This is a genomic window from Neorhizobium sp. PAMB6716, from assembly GCF_058242805.1.
This window is the reverse complement of record NZ_CM177835.1, coordinates 251,209-267,547: the sequence shown is the minus strand read 5'-3', so window position 1 is coordinate 267,547 and position 16,339 is coordinate 251,209. Positions and strand designations below refer to the sequence as shown.

The following is a 16,339-nucleotide window of genomic DNA, read 5'->3' as shown; positions in this document are numbered from 1 at the left end:
GATTTGAAAGTCTTGGTCTTGTTCTGGAAAATCAGGTCTGGCGGTTGCGCTTGTCAAAACGGCGCGCCAGCGCGTCGCCAGCACTCTGCACCGCCTGGACGAGAAGGATCAGCACCACCACCACGGCTGCCATCACCTCCGGCATGAAGCGCTGATAGCCGTAACGGATGCCGAGATCGCCAAGCCCGCCGCCGCCGACGGCGCCGACCATGGCCGAATAACCGATGAGGCTGACCAGCGTCAGGGTGAGCGCAAGCGTGATGCCGGGACGGGCCTCGGCAATCAGCACCTTGGTGACGATCTGCCAGCGGCTTGCACCCATGGCACGGGCTGCCTCGATCAGGCCCCGGTCCACCTCACGGATGGCCGCTTCGATGAGGCGGGCGACAAAGGGAATGGTGGCCAGCGTCAGCGGCACGATGGCGGCACTGGTGCCGATCGAGGTGCCGGCAACCAGCCGGGTAAAGGGAATGATCGCCACGACCAGAATGATGAAGGGCGTCGAGCGCGTCGCATTAACGATGAGGCCAACGATGCGGTTGACCATGGGGGCGGCAAACAGTTCGCCCCTGCCGCTATTGGCGAGGAAAACGCCGATCGGAAGTCCGACCAGCGTGCCGATGAGGCCAGCGACGGCAACCATGTGAACCGTCTGGACGAGCGCCTTCCAGAGAAGGGCAAGAAGCATGTCAGGCGCCATAACCTAAAACCTCCGTCGACAGGCCCGTCTGGGCATAAAACGCTTCGGCGCGCGAAAGCACCGCAGGGTCGGCGCTATAGGAGACGACCAGCGACCCATAAGGTTCGCCGGCAATCTCATCGATCGTGCCGGTGATGATGTTGACCTCGGCGCCAAGCTCGCTCATCAGGCGCGCGATCAGCGGCTGTTCGGCCGTTGCACCAAAGAAGGTGAGGCGCGTGTAGATCCGGTCACCAGTGCCGCCGTCCGCCTTCAATCTCCGAGTGATGGCATCGGGAAGTTTTGTGCCGGGAAGCCCCGACAGCAGAGCCCGCGTTGTTTCGTGGCGCGGCCGGGTGAACACATCGAAGGTGCGCCCGCTTTCGACGATCAGCCCCTTGTCGATGACGGCCACTTCGGAGGCGATGGATTTGACCACCTCCATCTCGTGGGTGATCAACAGAACCGTCAGGCCAAGATCGCGGTTGATGGTTTTCAGGAGATCAAGGATCGACTGGGTGGTTTCCGGATCGAGCGCCGACGTTGCCTCATCCGACAAAAGCAGCTTCGGCTCTGTGGCCAACGCGCGTGCAATGCCGACGCGCTGCTTCTGGCCGCCGGACAGTTCCGCCGGATAACGGCCCGCCTTGTCGGAGAGGCCGACGAGATCGATGAGCGGCGCCACGCGCGCCTTGATCGCTGCGCGCGACAGGCCGGCGATTTCAAGCGGCAGCGCGATATTGCCATAAACGGTGCGCGACGACAGCAGGTTGAAGTGCTGAAAAATCATGCCGACCTGACGGCGAAGCCCGCGCAGGTTCGTCTCGTCAAGCCCGCCGACATCAACGCCATCGACCAGCACACTGCCGGATGTCGGGATTTCCAACCCGTTGACCAACCGGATCAGCGTCGATTTTCCCGCCCCCGAGCGGCCGATTATGCCGGTGATGGCACCTTTCGGCACTTCAAGATCGACGCCGGCGAGAGCGATAAACTCCCCCTTGCTGCCGCGATCGGCAAAACGCTTGGTGACGCCACGGAAGGAAACCATGGGGCTTGCGGCGACAGGCGGGGCCATCTCGGCGCCGGAGGGTAAAACGGCGCGCCCGGGCGCCGGCGGATTTGAAACAGTGTGCATGCAAAACTCTTGGGGGAGATGAGGCTTTCCGCAGAAAGGCAAGGCGCTACGGCCCATCGGGATGGGGGCGTCAGCCGGCTTTAAAGCCGGCAACACATTCGACGCATCAGACGTCGCTCCAACATCCCTGAACCTCTTTCGAAAACGCACTTTGATGGGGTGGTCTGCCTGTGGTGCAAACCGTGAGACAGCTTATGACATCCGGCGCTGGAGAATCCGAGGGATGCTTTTTCCCGAAAGGCGCAACGGAGAGAATATAAATGCGCGCCTGGTGCATTGGCGCCGTGAATTTCTCCGCGGCGCCGCCGGTTTCACTTCACGTAGGAAACGAACTCGTCCGTTGGGCGGCGGACCTTCTTCAGGTTGACCAGCCAATCGCCATCGGCCTGGCGATAACCGAGCGGCAGGAGGGTGACCGAGCGCAGGCCACGCGCGCGAAGGCCGAGGATTTCATCGACCTTGGCAGGTTCAAAACCTTCCATGGGCGTGGCGTCGACGCCTTCAAAGGCAGCCTGGGCCGTGGCAAGCCCGAAGGCGATATAGGCCTGGCGCGCGGCGTGCTCAAAATTGACCTCCGCATCGCGCGGCGGATAGGTGTCGAGCAGCATCTTGCGGTAGTTTTCCCAACCTTCGTTGGTGACGTTACGCTCCTTGTTGACAAGGTCGAACATCGTGTTGATGCGCTCGGCGGTGTAATTGTCCCAGGCGGCAAACACGAGCAGATGCGAACCATCGGTAATCTGCGCCTGGTTCCAGGCGACCGCCTGGATTTTTGCACGCACATCCGGATTGGTGACGACGATGACTTCGAACGGTTGCAGGCCGCTGGAGGTCGGCGCCAGACGGGCGGCTTCGACGATGCGCGCCACCTTGTCTTCGGAGACCGCCTTGGAGGGGTCCATTTTCTTTGCGGCGTAACGCCAGTTGAGCTTTTCGAGCAGCATGAAGCGGGCTTTCCTTGAAATGTATTGGCCCCTGCGGGAGGACATGGGGGCCAAGGCCTAGATAAAGACGCCAATGTTCCACGCAAGGGGGGCCGCTTTTGAAAACCACCCGGAGCCGGTCAAAAGGGGGAGGCAAAAGAGGGCGAGGCGGCGTCAGACCGCCGGGACCGCTGGCATGACGAAATGTTCGAAGGCGGGCTTTGCCAGAAGATAACCCTGCACGAGTTCAACCCCCATATCGCGCAGGACAGACAGTTCGCCGACTGTTTCCACGCCTTCGCAAACCGGTGTTATGCCGAAATCGGCAAGCATCGCCAGCGTGTGACGCACCACGGTGCGCTTGGCCGGTTCCCGGTCAATGGCGCGGATCAGATCCATGTCCAGCTTGACGATATCCGGCTGGAAACGTGCCAGGAGATTGAGACCCGAATGGCCGGCGCCGAAATCATCGATTGCCGTCATGAATCCGATCGAGCGATAGGTGGTGAGGATGGCGAGGAGATGATCGGTATCGACGCGTTCGCTTTCGGTGAATTCGAAAATGATCCGATCCGGCGGAAAGCCGACACGCTCGGCCGTTTCCAGCGTCAGCCGGATGCAGGCGCGCGGCTCATAGACGGCATTCGGCATGAAATTGATCGACAGCCTCTGCGGCGATGATGTTTGCGGCGACAGGCGGGCGGCAAGCTCCAGTGCGCGCACCCGGCATTGCTGATCGAAAGCATAACGGTTGGTATCGGTGACGGCAGACAGAACATGGCCCGCCCCTTCCCCGGCGGGGCCGCGCACAAGGGCTTCCTGCGCAAAAACGTTGCCGCTCGTCAGATCAAGGATCGGTTGGAAGGCCATGGAAAACGGCTGGTCAAACGCCTTGCCATCCCTGCACGCCACACATCCTGTCGCCATTATCGCTCTCCCTGCTGTCGCTGGCGAAACGAGGGCACATGCGCGAAGTTCCAGCCGCCCTTACCCGTTATGGCAACTTATGGTTACCTTTCGGGAAATGTTCGGCCAGATCGCGGTACCACTTGCCGCTCTTTTTCACTGTGCGCACCTGCGTCTCGTAATCCACATGCACGAGGCCGAAGCGCATGCGATACCCTTCCGCCCACTCGAAATTATCCATGAGGCTCCAGGCGAAATAGCCCTTCAGCGGAAAACCATCACGCACGAGATCGGCAGCGGCCGAAAGATGTGCGGCGTAATAATCCAGCCGCGGCTGGTCATCCACCTCGCCATCCACCACGCCCGTGTTATAGGCGGCGCCGTTTTCGGTAATGTACATGTCGGGCAGATCGTAACGACGATAAAGATCCGCCACCATGTCGGTCATCGCAGACGGAAAGATCTCCCAGCCGATATCGGTCTTTTCCTCGTTGACGAAGGGGGCCGGCACGGTTGCCGGAAATTCGGCGCCAACAGTTGCATCATCGGCAACGCGCATCGGCGTATAATAGTTGAGGCCCCACCAATCGAGCTTCTGGCTGATGACGGCCAGATCGCCATCCTCGATGACAGGCATCTTGTCTCCGAGTGCTGCCACAAGGCTTTCGGGATAGTGGCCCTTAAAGACCGGATCAAAAAAGGCGCCGTTGTGGAAATCGAAGGCGCGCGCGGCGGCGGCCGTATCGGCCTTAGCTTCTGAACCGGCAACGACCGAATGGGCGTTCAGCACAAGGCCCACCGGCACAGTGGGGCTGACATGGCGGATCGCCTCGACGGCCAGGCCATGGGCGAGATTGGTGTAATGCAGCGCGTGAAGTGCCGCTTCCATATTCTTTTCGCCCGGCGCATGCACGCCGTAGAGGTGGCTCAGCCACACGGAGCACCAGGGTTCGTTGAAGGTTGCGACCGCATCCAGCCGATCACCGAGCCGCGCCATCACCACCTTGGCATAACGCTGGAAGGCATAAGATGTGGCGCGCGCCGTCCAGCCGCCATCGCCCATCAGCGCCAGCGGCAGGTCCCAGTGATAAAGCGTTGCATAGGTCTTGATGCCGCGCGCCTTGCAGCCATCAACCAGCCGGTCATAGAAATCAAGCCCCGGCTCGTTGATGCGCCCGACACCCTCAGGGATCACCCGCGGCCAGGCGATGGAAAACCGGTAGGCCTCGACGCCCATCTCCTTGATGAGATCGAGATCCTCATCCAGCCGGTTGTAATGATCGCAGGCGATATCACCATTATCGCGGTTGAACACCCGGCCCGGCATGTTGGAAAAGGCATCCCAGATGCACGGCTTGCGGCCATCGGCCTTGGTCGCGCCCTCGATCTGGTAGGCAGCGGTTGCCACACCAAAGAGGAAATCTCCGGGAAACCGGGCGGCCAGCGTTTTTGCATCGATCATGCAGATTTCCCTTCACATTTCAGGCGACAGGCGCTGGAGCGCGCCCTTGAAACTCCCGCTGAGGTTTAGACCAATCGCATTTGCGCGGGAAGACAGGGTGATATTAAAAACTGCAACGTTGCAGTTTTCATTCACAATTCCCTGCCTGGAGACGCAGTTCCCTCATCCTTTACCGGTAAAGGACAGGGTGAGGGGCTGCCTTCAACCTTCAGCCCGACGCCCCTGATTAAGATCACGCGAACACCCGCCTTACACCTTCACCCAGCCGCCATTCTTTTTGCCGCTTTCGATGCAGGCCGTGACGAAGGCGACGCCCTTCACACCGTCATCCACGGTCGGATAGATCACCGCCGGATCAACCGCCGCACCGGATCTCGCCGCCTGGATGGCGACGGCGGCCTCCGAATAGATCGTCGCAAAAGCTTCGAGATAACCTTCCGGGTGGCCGCTCGGAATGCGGGTGACGCGGGCAGCAGATGAACCGGCGCCGGCACCACCGCGAGTGATCAACTGCTTGGGTTCCCCCAGCCGTGTGAACCAGAGATAGTTCGGATCGGCCTGCGTCCACTCGATGCCAGCCTTCGTGCCATAGATGCGAACTTTAAGGCCATTTTCATTGCCGGTCGCCACCTGGCTGCACCAGAGCAGACCCTTGGCCCCACCCTTGAAACGCAACATCACATGGGCATTGTCATCCAGCCGGCGTCCCTCGACAAACGTGTGAACGTCGGCTGCCAGTTCATCCAGCTCCAGCCCGGAGATGAAGCAACCGAGATTATAGGCATGCGTGCCGATATCGCCGGTGGAGCCGCCGACGCCCGATTGCGCCGGATCGGTGCGCCAGACGGCCTGTTTCGCGCCGGTCTGTTCCACCGGTTCGGCCAGCCAATCCTGCGGATATTCCATCTGCACCAGACGGATATCGCCGAGTTCGCCGCTTGCGACCAGTTCGCGCGCGTGGCGCACCATGGGATAACCGGTATAATTATGGGTGAGGATGAAAAGCGCGCTTGCCTTGTCTGCCACGTCCTTCAGCGCCTTGGCGTCTTCCAGATTGGAGGTGAGCGGCTTGTCGCAGATCACGTGGATGCCGCGTTCCAGAAAGGCCTTGGCGGCGGCAAAATGCACGTGGTTCGGCGTCACGATGGAGACAGCCTCGATGCCGTCTTCGCGGGCCGCTTCCTTCTCAGCCATCTCCTCGAACGAGCCGTAGCAACGCTCTGGGTCAAGCCCGAGATCACGGCCCGAGGCGAGCGATTTTTCAGGCGTGGAAGACAGCGCACCGGCCACCAGATCATAATGATCGTCCAGCCGCGCTGCCATGCGATGCACGGCGCCAATAAACGCCCCCTGCCCACCACCGACCATGCCGAGACGGATTTTTGCCGCACGTTGTTCGGATTTGCTGGCTTCGATGGTCATGATTTTTCTCCTCCTTGGATTTTTTTAAAAGCCTAAAGTAGCCTTCGGGCCCGATCTCGGTTAGTCTTGCAGCCTGCAGAAGGAAGAACGGCAATGAACACGAAGACCCGCCTCCGCTGAGGCTCCTGAACCGCTCCATCGCGCGCCGGCAACAGTCTGCGGCGCGCTGAAAAACTCAGGACAAAAGGTCTGTCATGCCCCTTCTGAACACGGATGCCGTGCATCCCATCACGCTTCCCGACGGCACCATCTATAAAGATACCGTCCACCTTAAACATGCGGTTACCCATCCCCGGATGGAGATCGGCGACTTCAGCTATTTCACTCATTCGGGAACGGTTGAGGAAACGGCGGGCATTCTTGCGCCTTACCTCTTCCCCACCAGCCGGGAAAAGTTGGTCATCGGGCGCTATGCCCAGATCGCCCGCGGCAGTTACTTCATCAGTGCCGATGCAAACCATCCCATGGGGGGCGTCACGACCTATCCGTTCCGCATCTTCAGGCCGGAAACTTTTGGTTATGCCGACCTGCCGTACCGCGATACCATCGTCGGGCACGATGTCTGGATCTGCCACAATGCCACGATCATGTCCGGCGTCACCATCGGTCATGGTGCGATCGTGGCGGCGGAATCGGTGGTGACGCGCGATGTGCCTCCATACGCCATCGTCGGCGGAAATCCGGCACGGCTGATCCGCATGCGTTATCCCGACGATGTTATTGCCCGATTGCTGCAGATCGCCTGGTGGGATTGGCCGCTGGACAAGGTCGAGGCTCATCTGCCGCTTCTGGAACGGGGTGACATCGATGCGCTGGAGGCCGTGTGCTGACATGCGTCAGGCACCCGTAAGGACACGGTGCGCTTTTGCGATAGGCGCTCGCGGTCTGCCTGCCTTAATGGTCATGGGTGTCCTCCTTGTTCCGATCAGACGGCCCCTCATCCGGCTGCGTCCTGCGGACCCTTCTCCCCGTCAGGACGGGGAGAAGGGATATGCCGCGCCGTCTCCTGCCTGCATCGACATTCGATGCATCGGCAGTGTCGTGTTCTGCGTTGCCTCTCCCCGCTTACGGAGAGAGGGTTGGGCAGTCTTTGGATCAAAGCCCCAGCATGCGCCGGTTAGCGGCGTCATCAGTGCCACCGGCAGCGAAATCGTCAAATGCCTTGTCGGTGACCTTGATGATGTGCGCCTTGACGAATTCGGCGCCTTCGCGCGCACCATCCTCGGAGTTTTTCAGCGCGCATTCCCATTCGACCACGGCCCAGCCGTCGAAATCATTGGCCGTCAGCTTGGAAAACACCGCGCCGAAATCCACCTGACCGTCACCCAGCGAGCGGAAGCGGCCGGCACGGCCCACCCAGCCCTGATAACCGCCATAAACGCCCTGCCGGCCCGTCGGGTTGAACTCCGCATCCTTGACGTGGAACATCTTGATGCGGTCTTTGTAGATGTCGATATTGTCGAGATAATCCAGGCATTGCAGCACGTAATGCGAGGGATCGTAGAGCATGTTGGCGCGGGCATGGTTGCCGACGCGCTCAAGGAACATCTCGAACGTCACGCCATCATGCAGGTCTTCGCCGGGATGGATTTCATAACAGACGTCGACGCCCTGCTCGTCGGCGAAATCGAGGATGGGTTTCCAGCGGCGGGCCAGCTCATCGAAGGCAGTTTCGACAAGACCTGCCGGGCGCTGCGGCCACGGATAGATGTAGGGCCAGGCAAGCGCGCCGGAAAAGGTGGCATGCGCCTTGATGCCGAGATGATGCGACGCCTTCAGCGCCATCTTCACTTGCTCGACTGCCCATTCCTGCCGTGCCCTAGGATTGCCGCGCACTTCCGGCGCTGCAAAACCGTCAAACGCCTCGTCATAGGCCGGATGCACGGCAACAAGCTGGCCCTGCAGATGGGTCGAAAGCTCGGTGATCTCGATGCCGTTTTCACGCGCGACACCGGCGAACTCGTCGCAATAATCCTTGGAGTCCGATGCCTTTTTGAGGTCGATCAGCTGGCCGGCCCAGGTCGGCACCTGCACGCCGGCATACCCCTTGTCGGCGGCCCATTTGGTGATCGCATCCCAGGAATTGAACGGTGCGGCATCGCCCGCGAACTGGCCGAGAAAGATGGCGGGGCCCTTGATCGTCTTCATGAATTCTCCTCCCTAGAGTCTTCCTGCAACGTTTCCGTAAACGATTACAGGAGATGGAATTTCGACACAACCGCAATGTGAAGGCGGCAAACATCTGCCCGGGAAAAACCCGGGCAGCGCAGTCAGCGGAAAGGTTTTTGGATCAGAACGGCGAATCGGGGAAATAGTAGTTCTTCGCGTTGTCCTTGGTGATCAGCGTCGCATCCAGCGTATAGGTGCCGTGAACGGGAACCTGGTCGTAGATGGCAGCCGCCGTCAGTTCCATCGCCGTGCCCACCATCGACGGCGGATAGAGAACGTCGACCGGGATCATCTTGTCACCGTCCATGACCTTCTTGATCATGTCCTTGGAGCCGGCACCGCCGACCACATATTTGATATCGGTGCGCTTGGCCTGTTCGATGGCCTGCAGCACGCCGACAGCCATGTCGTCATCCTGGCACCAGACCACGTCGATCTTCGGGTATTTGGTCAGGTAATCCTGCATGACCTTGAAGGCATCGTCGCGGTTCCAGTTGCCGAACTGGCGGTCGAGCACCTTGACCTTAGAGCCGGCAATGCCCTTGTCGAAACCGTCCTGGCGCTGCTGGTCGATCGGGATCGGCAGGCCGCGGATGATGACAACCTGTGCTTCCGGCGTGTTGGCCTTGATATATTCGCCAGCCACCTGGCCAAGCGCCGGGTTGTTGCCGGCGACATAGAGATCGCGCACCGAGTTGTCGTTGACGGACGGGGCGCGGTCGACGATGGAGACGAACGTGCCCTTGCCCTTCACTTCCTTGATGGCGTTGACCAGCGGATCCGGATCGGTCGGCAGGATGACGAGCGCATCGATGCCCTGGATTTCCAGATCCTGCAGGGCGTTTGCCTGCGTTGCAGGATCCGGCGAGGTCTTGACGACGACCTTGAGACCCGGATGTTCCTTCATCAGCAGCTCTGCCACGCGATTGGCATGGTAGACGACGCCGGCCGTCCAGCCGTGGTCGGCGGCCGGAATGGAAACGCCGATGGTTTTGGTATCCGCCGCGTGCGCGGCGCCGAACACCGTCGACATGGCCAAGGCCAGTCCCAAAATACTTTTCTTCATTGCCTGTTCTCCTCCCATTGTGTCCAGGATCTTGGTTCTCGACAGAGACCGGGCGACCCCGAAGGCCCGGTCAGGTCACGTTTTGCGCGCCAGCGAGCGCTGGACGAGCATTGCGATGATGATGATCGTGCCCTGAATGGCGCCGATCAGGTATTCCGAGATAAAATTCGACAGAAGCATGATGTTGCCGACAAGCTCGAGAATGAAGGCGCCGCAGATGGTGCCCCAGACGCGGCCCGCGCCGCCCTTCAGCGCCGTACCGCCGACAACGACGGCGGTAATTGCCTGCAATTCCCAAAGCATGCCCGTGGTCGCCGATGTGGAGCCGAGGCGTGGCACGTAAAGCAGCACGGCAATCGCCACACAGAGCCCCTGGATGATGAAGGCCATCGTGCGCACCCGGTCGACCGCAATGCCGGAATAACGCGCGACATCCCGGCTGGACCCCACGGCCGTCACGTGGCGGCCATAACGGGTGCGATAGAGGATGAAGGCTGCAATTGCGGTGACGATGAGGATGACGAGGATCGGCACCGGAAGCCCCAGCACCGAACCGAAATAGGCGGGCCGATAAAGCGCCTGCTGTTCGGCCGAGCGCAGCGTAATGGCACCGCCTTGGCTCAGCCAGGTGGTCAAGCCGCGATAGATACCCATGGTGCCAAGCGTTGCGATAAACGGTTCGATGCGGCCGAGTGTGGTGATGAGGCCGTTCACCAGCCCGCAAAGCGAGCCGATGACGAGCGTCAGCACCATGGCGGCCAGCAGCATCAGCCCCGGATCGGCAATCACGCCGGAATTCATGAACAGGATCATGATGCTCGCGACAAACGCCACCATGGAGCCGACCGAGAGATCGAGATCGCCCGAGGATATGACGAAGGTGGCGCCGACCGCGATGATGGCAATAAAGGCCGAGCGGGTCGCGACATTGGAGAGGTTGTTCAGCCCGATGAAGTTCGGGTTGACCATGGCGCCGACGATGAGCAGCAAAAACAGCGCTGCAAACGGGGCCACGGCCCGAAGATCGATATCGCGCCAGGTTCTGGCCCGGCGCAGCTTTACGTCCTCTTGAGTGTCGCTCGTCATGTGTTCTCTGGCTCCCCGGCAGATCCCGCATCCGGCGGTCTGCCTCTCGTCGTCTTGTTCTTTCCTGCCCTCTGGACAGGCTTATTTTCTCAGCTTGCCAGCTGCCGCCGCAGGCCCGCCGCATAGCGCATGATCTGCTGCTCGGAAATTTCCTCGCCCTCCAGCATGCCGACGATCCGCCCCTCACGCATGACCGCAACGCGGGTGCAAAGGCCGATTACCTCGGGCATTTCCGAGGACACCACGACGATCGAGCGGCCCTCGCGGGCAAGCGCTGCAATGAAATGATAGATCTGCTGCTTGGTGCCGACATCGATGCCGCGCGTCGGCTCATCGATGATGATGATGTTCGGCTCGATTTCCATGATCTTGGCGAGCAACAGCTTCTGCTGGTTGCCGCCGGACATGCGACCGGCCCGCACATGATCGTCGCGCACGCGGATATCGAAGCGCCGCTTCGCCCGCAGCATCGCCTTTGCTTCGCTTTTCGGGTCGAGATAACCGTGGCGCAGGTGCTGGTCGATGGCCTGCAGCGTGAGGTTGACCGTCATGCCCTCGCCGAGCAGCAGGCCCCGCCCCTTGCGGTCCTTCGTCATGTAGGCGAGACCTTCGGCGTTTGCCGCGCGAAAATCCCCCGGCACGAGACGCTTCCCACGAATCGCCACCTCGCCGGATGCGCGCGGGCGAAGGCCGGCCACCGCCTCCATGAGTTCGGTGCGGCCGGAGCCGATCAGGCCGGAAAAGCCTAGAACCTCACCCTTGCGCAGATCAAAAGACGCATCGCGCACGTAACCGGTGGACAAGCCCTTGACCGAGAGCACCACCTCTTCATCGACATCAGGCTCGTGTTTTGCCGGATAAAGGCTCGATAGCTCGCGCCCGACCATCAGCTGGGCAATCGCTTCACCATCGAGCGCCGTGGTCGGCGCGGTTTTGACCCATTGACCATCGCGCAGCACGGTGACGCGGTCGGTCAGTTCCATCACCTCGTCCAGCTTGTGGGAGACGAAAACGAAGCTCGTGCCCTTTTCGCGCAGCTTGCGCACCTCGCGAAACAGGATCGCCGTTTCGTCGCGCGACAGAACCGCCGTCGGCTCGTCCATGAAGATGATGCGGGCATCGCGGCTGATCGCCTTGGCAATTTCCACCATCTGCTTGTCGGCGACGGCGAGCGATCCGATCAGCGCGTTTTCATCGATATGCGAGCCCAGCTCGTCCAGCACGCGGCGGGTTTCACGACGCATGAAACGCCGGTCCAGAATGCCGAAACGGCTGACTTCACGGCCGAGATAAAGACTTTCCGCCACCGTCAGATGTTCGGCCAGATTAAATTCCTGGTGGATGATGACGATACCGAGGCTTTCGGCCGCACCATTGCGCGGCAGCACCACCGGCTCGCCATCGAGAAGGATGCGGCCCGAGGTCGGCTGCTCGAAGCCGGAGAGGATTTTGACGAGCGTGGATTTACCGGCGCCGTTTTCACCCATCAGCGCATGGATTTCGCCCGGCGCCACGTCGAAATCGACGCTGAACAGCACCTGCACCTCGCCAAAAGATTTGGAGATACGCTCCCCCACGAGCACGGGTAACCGCGCTTCGTCCCTGCCCGATATCATGCAAACTCTCCCCGGCAGCTCCTCAACCGCCGGATCCTGTGTAAACCTTTACACGCCAAATGTAAAGGTTTACATTGTCCGAAATCAGGGGATTACCGGCTTCGACTGGCTTCCTCTTGTGTGTTTGCACCGCTAACGTCTCCGGCTATCCGGGCGTCCAAGGCCGGATACCTCCAGCAGATGGTCGCCCAAGCCTTGTCCAGTTCCGCGCCAGCCACAATCGAAGATGTTGCACGCCTCGCCGAGGTGTCGATTGCAACGGTCAGCCGCGCCATCCACATGCCGGACAAGGTGGCGAAATCCACCCGCCAGCGCGTCAACCAGGCCATCGCGATCACCGGCTACACCACCAATGCCATGGCGCGTTCGCTGCGCATGGGCCGCTCCAACATGATTTTGGTGCTGGCGCCCGATATCGGCGACCCCAATTTTTCCTCGATCCTGATCGGGCTGGAAAACGAGGCACGCGCCCACGGTTATGGCGTGCTGATCGGCCACACGCAGAACGACCCGGAGCGCGGGTTGGAGTACCTGAAGTTTCTAAGCTCCAGTCAGGCCGCCGGCATGGTGCTGTTTACCGGCCACCAGCCGTTTGGCCATCAGGTGATGACGGAACGGTTGCCGCCGTCTGTTGCCGTGTTCGAACCGGTCTTCGGCAGCGCGACGCCCTATGTGGGCGTGGACGATCAGGCGGGCGGGCGAAAGGCGGCGGAACACCTTCTCTCCTCCGGCCACCGCCGCATTGCCTTTATCGGCGACAGCCGGACGCGACTTGGCCACCAGCGCCGCCGCAAGGGTTATGATCTCGCCATGGATGCCGCGCGCATTCCACCCGACCAGCGCATGGTGCTGGATGGCGACGGCACGATTGAAAGCGGACGGCTTGCCGTCGAACAACTGTTCATGCGCGATACGCTGCCGACGGCTTTTTGCTGCGTCAACGATGCGACGGCACTTGGCGTCATCAGTGGGCTATCGGCACGCGGCTATGACCTGCCGCGCGATTTCTCGGTCATCGGCTTTGATGACGTGCCGCAGGCGACCTATGTGAAGCCGGCGCTCACCACCATCCGCCAGCCGCGCTCGGCCATCGGCCGCCAGGCCATGGCACTGCTGCTCGAAAATCTGGGCCAGACGGCCCCCGAGCACCGCGAAATCCTCATTCTGCCGGATCTTATCGTGCGCGGATCAGTGACGGAACCGGGAAGACGTTAAGCCCGGGGGTTTAGCGAGGCTTGACCAAAAGCCCTTCCGCCAAAGCATGAAACGCCGCGATGGCCTTGGGCAGAACCGCCTGCGGATGATCGCTCGCCGCCACCCACAGCGCAGCATTGAGCGCTGCACCGCCGACAAGCCTTGCTGCCGCTTCCGCATCGAGCGGTTTGCAGATCCCATCGGCGATAAGATGCTCGATCGCCCGCTGCGTTGCCTTCAGGCAATCACTCTGGCTCGGCCACTGCGAGGGATCGCCGAGCACGGCGGGGCCATCGAGAAGGACGATCCGTTGCACCTCCTGATCAAGCGCCATCTCGATATAGGCGCGCCCCTCGGCCAGCAACGCATCCCACTCATTGCTTTGGAGGGCACCGATGGCTTGGGCTCGGGAGGCCATGTCCGAATCGATCTGGTGGACGACCGCCGCCAGTAGCCCCCGCTTGTCGCCAAAATTGTGGTAAAGGGCGCCCCGCGTCAGGCCGACCTCGGCCGTCAGGTCGTCCATCGAGGCTGAAGCATAACCCTTCTCGGCGAAGGCCTTCCGCGCTGCCGCGATCAGCTTTGCCCGGTTTTCCTCCATTGTCTCCGCACGTCGTCTGGCCATCGCAACCCCATTCAGATACGCGGCGTATATAATTTGACATACGCGCCGTATCCGGATTAAACATACGCAGCGTATATCAGATGCCGCATCGATTTTGAAGTGCGGCAACACCTCATGCACACCAGACAGGAGAAGTGACAGATGACAAAGCGCCAGGCAATTTTTCCGGAAGGCCGCCATGCACTCTACGAGAAGCACGGCTATTCGGCAGCCGTTCCGGCGGGCGGGCTCCTGTTCGTCTCCGGACAGGTCGGCAGCAGGACCGACGGTTCCCCCGTGCCGGATCTGGCCGGCCAGATCACCCAGGCCTTCGAGAACCTGAAGGCAACGCTTGCCGCCGCCGGCTGCACGTTTGACGACATCATCGATGTGACGACCTTCCACACCGACCCAGAAAACCAGCTGGAGACGATGATGGCCGTCAAGCAACAGTTTCTCGGTACGCCGCCCTACCCCACCTGGACGGCGGTCGGCGTGACATGGCTTGCCGGTTTCGATTTTGAGATCAAGGTCATCGCCCGCATGCCCTCCGGCGACGCCTGATTGGCGAATACAAAAAAGCCGGGGCACCTTGGCGCCCCGGCTCAGCTTCAGACATGAAACGCTGGATCAGACGTAACGGTTGACGACGTTTTCCAAAAACTCCTGCTGGCCGGATTTCGGCTGCGGGTTGATGTCCTTGGCTTCGACATGCGCTGCGATCTCGTCGAGCGACAGCTCGCCACGCAGCATCTTCTGGCTTTCGCTGGAAGCCCAGCCGGCATAACGCGTGTCGAGCGGTCCCGACAGGGCCTTGTCCTCGATCATCTTGGCTGCCGCCTTCAGACCGCGGGCGCAGCAATCCATGCCGCCGATATGGCCGATCAGCAGATCTGCCGGATCGATCGACTGGCGACGCAGCTTGGCATCGAAGTTGGTGCCACCAGAGGTGAAGCCGCCGCCGGCCAAAACCTGGTAATAGGCGAGCGCCATTTCCGGCACGTTGTTGGGGAACTGGTCGGTATCCCAGCCGGACTGGTAGTCGTTGCGGTTCATGTCGATGGAACCGAAGATGCCAAGCGCATTGGCCAGCGCCAGCTCGTGCTCGAACGTGTGGCCGGCGAGGATCGCGTGGCCCTGCTCGATGTTCACCTTCACCTCGTTTTCAAGGCCGTACTTCTTCAGGAAGCCGTAAACGGTGGCGACGTCATAGTCGTACTGGTGCTTGGAAGGCTCCTGCGGCTTCGGCTCGATGAGGATGGCGCCCTTGAAACCGATCTTGTGCTTGTATTCCACAACGAGGTTGAGGAAGCGGCCCATCTGGTCCAGTTCCTTCTTGAGATCCGTATTGAGGAGCGTTTCATAGCCTTCGCGGCCGCCCCACAGCACATAGTTCTCGCCGCCGAGACGCTGCGTGGCATCCATGCAGGTCTTCACCGTTGCAGCCGCAAAAGCAAAGACTTCCGGATCCGGGTTGGTCGCAGCACCCGACATGTAACGGCGATGCGAGAACATGTTCGCCGTGCCCCAGAGAAGCTTCACGCCGGTTTCGGCCTGCTTCTTTTCGAAGTGATCGACGATTTCGTTGAGGTTCTTGGTGTTTTCGGCAAAATTGCTGCCTTCCGGGCGCACGTCTGCATCGTGGAAGCAATAATAGGGGGCGCCGAGCAGCTGGAAGAATTCAAAGGCCACATCGGCCTTGAGTTTTGCCGCATCCATCGTGTCCTTGAACCACGGACGCTCGAACGTGTTGCCGCCGAAGGGATCGGTGCCCGGCCACACGAACGTGTGCCAATAGGCAACGGCAAAACGCAGGTGATCTTCCATGCGTTTGCCGAGTACGATTTCATCGGGCTGGTAGTGACGGAAGGCCAGCGGGTTGGTGCTGTCTGGACCTTCATACTGGATTTTGGCGATATCGCCGAAAAAGCCTGTCGACATGGGTAGTTCCTCCTTGGTGGTGGGTCATTGAATGGTCAAAAGCGTTGCGGGTGAGGCCCCCTCACCCTGCCCTCTCCCCGCGGGGGAGAGGGGAAGTCGGTGCGTGCCGCTTGCCCCTTCTCCCCTCGGGGAG

Annotated in this window: 15 protein-coding genes; 3 read left to right on the top strand and 12 right to left on the bottom strand. The window is 60.8% G+C overall.

Features of this window, described 5'->3' with window-relative positions; all coding sequences use genetic code 11:
- Nucleotides 1-31: 31 nt before the first annotated feature.
- The 6 genes from AC4CWH_RS01260 to AC4CWH_RS01235 form a co-directional block, all read right to left on the bottom strand.
- Nucleotides 32-700 carry a methionine ABC transporter permease gene (locus tag AC4CWH_RS01260; RefSeq protein ID WP_491283823.1) on the bottom strand — a complete coding sequence of 223 codons (669 nt, stop codon included), beginning with the start codon at nucleotides 698-700 and terminating at the stop codon, nucleotides 32-34.
- Nucleotides 690-1,757, bottom strand: a complete 1,068-nt coding sequence (locus AC4CWH_RS01255) for a methionine ABC transporter ATP-binding protein (protein ID WP_491321322.1) — start codon at nucleotides 1,755-1,757, stop codon at nucleotides 690-692. Before AC4CWH_RS01255 ends, AC4CWH_RS01260 begins: the two co-directional genes overlap by 11 nt.
- Nucleotides 1,758-2,128: 371 nt before the next feature.
- Nucleotides 2,129-2,761, bottom strand: a complete 633-nt coding sequence (locus tag AC4CWH_RS01250) for an NAD(P)H-dependent oxidoreductase (RefSeq protein WP_491283822.1) — start codon at nucleotides 2,759-2,761, stop codon at nucleotides 2,129-2,131.
- Between the two features lie 153 nt (nucleotides 2,762-2,914).
- Nucleotides 2,915-3,667 (bottom strand): EAL domain-containing protein, encoded by a 753-nt coding sequence (locus AC4CWH_RS01245; RefSeq protein ID WP_491320059.1) that lies wholly within the window; start codon nucleotides 3,665-3,667, stop codon nucleotides 2,915-2,917.
- Between the two features lie 67 nt (nucleotides 3,668-3,734).
- Nucleotides 3,735-5,108, bottom strand: a complete 1,374-nt coding sequence (locus tag AC4CWH_RS01240; protein ID WP_491320058.1) for a GH1 family beta-glucosidase — start codon at nucleotides 5,106-5,108, stop codon at nucleotides 3,735-3,737.
- A 249-nt stretch (nucleotides 5,109-5,357) separates the two neighbouring features.
- Entirely contained in the window at nucleotides 5,358-6,530 is a 1,173-nt protein-coding gene (locus tag AC4CWH_RS01235; protein WP_491320057.1) for a Gfo/Idh/MocA family protein, read from the bottom strand.
- 194 nt (nucleotides 6,531-6,724) lie between these two features.
- Between AC4CWH_RS01235 and AC4CWH_RS01230 the strand changes: the two genes are divergently transcribed.
- Nucleotides 6,725-7,360, top strand: coding sequence for a CatB-related O-acetyltransferase (locus AC4CWH_RS01230; protein ID WP_491320056.1), 636 nt, complete (start codon nucleotides 6,725-6,727; stop codon nucleotides 7,358-7,360).
- A 265-nt stretch (nucleotides 7,361-7,625) separates the two neighbouring features.
- Here AC4CWH_RS01230 and AC4CWH_RS01225 read toward each other — a convergent pair whose 3' ends face one another.
- From AC4CWH_RS01225 to AC4CWH_RS01210, 4 genes are all read right to left on the bottom strand, one after another.
- Nucleotides 7,626-8,678: a sugar phosphate isomerase/epimerase family protein gene (locus AC4CWH_RS01225; protein WP_491320055.1), complete on the bottom strand. Its 1,053-nt coding sequence runs from the start codon at nucleotides 8,676-8,678 to the stop codon at nucleotides 7,626-7,628.
- Between the two features lie 142 nt (nucleotides 8,679-8,820).
- Nucleotides 8,821-9,765, bottom strand: a complete 945-nt coding sequence (locus tag AC4CWH_RS01220; RefSeq protein WP_491320054.1) for a substrate-binding domain-containing protein — start codon at nucleotides 9,763-9,765, stop codon at nucleotides 8,821-8,823.
- A 75-nt stretch (nucleotides 9,766-9,840) separates the two neighbouring features.
- Nucleotides 9,841-10,851, bottom strand: coding sequence for an ABC transporter permease (locus AC4CWH_RS01215; protein ID WP_491320053.1), 1,011 nt, complete (start codon nucleotides 10,849-10,851; stop codon nucleotides 9,841-9,843).
- 89 nt (nucleotides 10,852-10,940) lie between these two features.
- On the bottom strand, nucleotides 10,941-12,467 hold the full coding sequence (locus AC4CWH_RS01210; protein WP_491320052.1) for a sugar ABC transporter ATP-binding protein: 1,527 nt from the start codon (nucleotides 12,465-12,467) through the stop codon (nucleotides 10,941-10,943).
- Between the two features lie 195 nt (nucleotides 12,468-12,662).
- On the opposite strand from AC4CWH_RS01210, the gene AC4CWH_RS01205 reads away from it, so the two are divergent.
- The gene (locus tag AC4CWH_RS01205) at nucleotides 12,663-13,682 is read left to right on the top strand and encodes a LacI family DNA-binding transcriptional regulator (protein WP_491321321.1); all 1,020 of its coding nucleotides are present in this window, start codon (nucleotides 12,663-12,665) and stop codon (nucleotides 13,680-13,682) included.
- A gap of 10 nt (nucleotides 13,683-13,692) precedes the next feature.
- On the opposite strand, the gene AC4CWH_RS01200 is transcribed toward AC4CWH_RS01205, so the two are convergent.
- The gene (locus tag AC4CWH_RS01200) at nucleotides 13,693-14,286 is read right to left on the bottom strand and encodes a TetR/AcrR family transcriptional regulator (protein WP_491320051.1); all 594 of its coding nucleotides are present in this window, start codon (nucleotides 14,284-14,286) and stop codon (nucleotides 13,693-13,695) included.
- 141 nt (nucleotides 14,287-14,427) lie between these two features.
- Here AC4CWH_RS01200 and AC4CWH_RS01195 point away from each other — a divergent pair, with 141 nt between their 5' ends.
- Nucleotides 14,428-14,829 carry a RidA family protein gene (locus AC4CWH_RS01195; protein WP_491320050.1) on the top strand — a complete coding sequence of 134 codons (402 nt, stop codon included), beginning with the start codon at nucleotides 14,428-14,430 and terminating at the stop codon, nucleotides 14,827-14,829.
- Between the two features lie 66 nt (nucleotides 14,830-14,895).
- Here AC4CWH_RS01195 and xylA read toward each other — a convergent pair whose 3' ends face one another.
- Complete coding sequence (xylA, locus tag AC4CWH_RS01190; protein WP_491283806.1) at nucleotides 14,896-16,206, bottom strand: xylose isomerase; 1,311 nt, start codon at nucleotides 16,204-16,206, stop codon at nucleotides 14,896-14,898.
- Nucleotides 16,207-16,339: the final 133 nt, after the last annotated feature.

What these genes read in the sequence shown, in the direction of transcription:
- AC4CWH_RS01260 (WP_491283823.1), bottom strand. Translation starts at nt 700, where the DNA reads ATGGCGCCTGACATGCTTCTTGCCCTTCTCTGGAAGGCGCTCGTCCAG.
- AC4CWH_RS01255 (WP_491321322.1), bottom strand. Translation starts at nt 1,757, where the DNA reads ATGGCCCCGCCTGTCGCCGCAAGCCCCATGGTTTCCTTCCGTGGCGTC.
- AC4CWH_RS01250 (WP_491283822.1), bottom strand. Translation starts at nt 2,761, where the DNA reads ATGCTGCTCGAAAAGCTCAACTGGCGTTACGCCGCAAAGAAAATGGAC.
- AC4CWH_RS01245 (WP_491320059.1), bottom strand. Translation starts at nt 3,667, where the DNA reads ATGGCGACAGGATGTGTGGCGTGCAGGGATGGCAAGGCGTTTGACCAG.
- AC4CWH_RS01240 (WP_491320058.1), bottom strand. Translation starts at nt 5,108, where the DNA reads ATGATCGATGCAAAAACGCTGGCCGCCCGGTTTCCCGGAGATTTCCTC.
- AC4CWH_RS01235 (WP_491320057.1), bottom strand. Translation starts at nt 6,530, where the DNA reads ATGACCATCGAAGCCAGCAAATCCGAACAACGTGCGGCAAAAATCCGT.
- AC4CWH_RS01230 (WP_491320056.1), top strand. Translation starts at nt 6,725, where the DNA reads ATGCCCCTTCTGAACACGGATGCCGTGCATCCCATCACGCTTCCCGAC.
- AC4CWH_RS01225 (WP_491320055.1), bottom strand. Translation starts at nt 8,678, where the DNA reads ATGAAGACGATCAAGGGCCCCGCCATCTTTCTCGGCCAGTTCGCGGGC.
- AC4CWH_RS01220 (WP_491320054.1), bottom strand. Translation starts at nt 9,765, where the DNA reads ATGAAGAAAAGTATTTTGGGACTGGCCTTGGCCATGTCGACGGTGTTC.
- AC4CWH_RS01215 (WP_491320053.1), bottom strand. Translation starts at nt 10,851, where the DNA reads ATGACGAGCGACACTCAAGAGGACGTAAAGCTGCGCCGGGCCAGAACC.
- AC4CWH_RS01210 (WP_491320052.1), bottom strand. Translation starts at nt 12,467, where the DNA reads ATGATATCGGGCAGGGACGAAGCGCGGTTACCCGTGCTCGTGGGGGAG.
- AC4CWH_RS01200 (WP_491320051.1), bottom strand. Translation starts at nt 14,286, where the DNA reads ATGGCCAGACGACGTGCGGAGACAATGGAGGAAAACCGGGCAAAGCTG.
- AC4CWH_RS01195 (WP_491320050.1), top strand. Translation starts at nt 14,428, where the DNA reads ATGACAAAGCGCCAGGCAATTTTTCCGGAAGGCCGCCATGCACTCTAC.
- xylA (WP_491283806.1), bottom strand. Translation starts at nt 16,206, where the DNA reads ATGTCGACAGGCTTTTTCGGCGATATCGCCAAAATCCAGTATGAAGGT.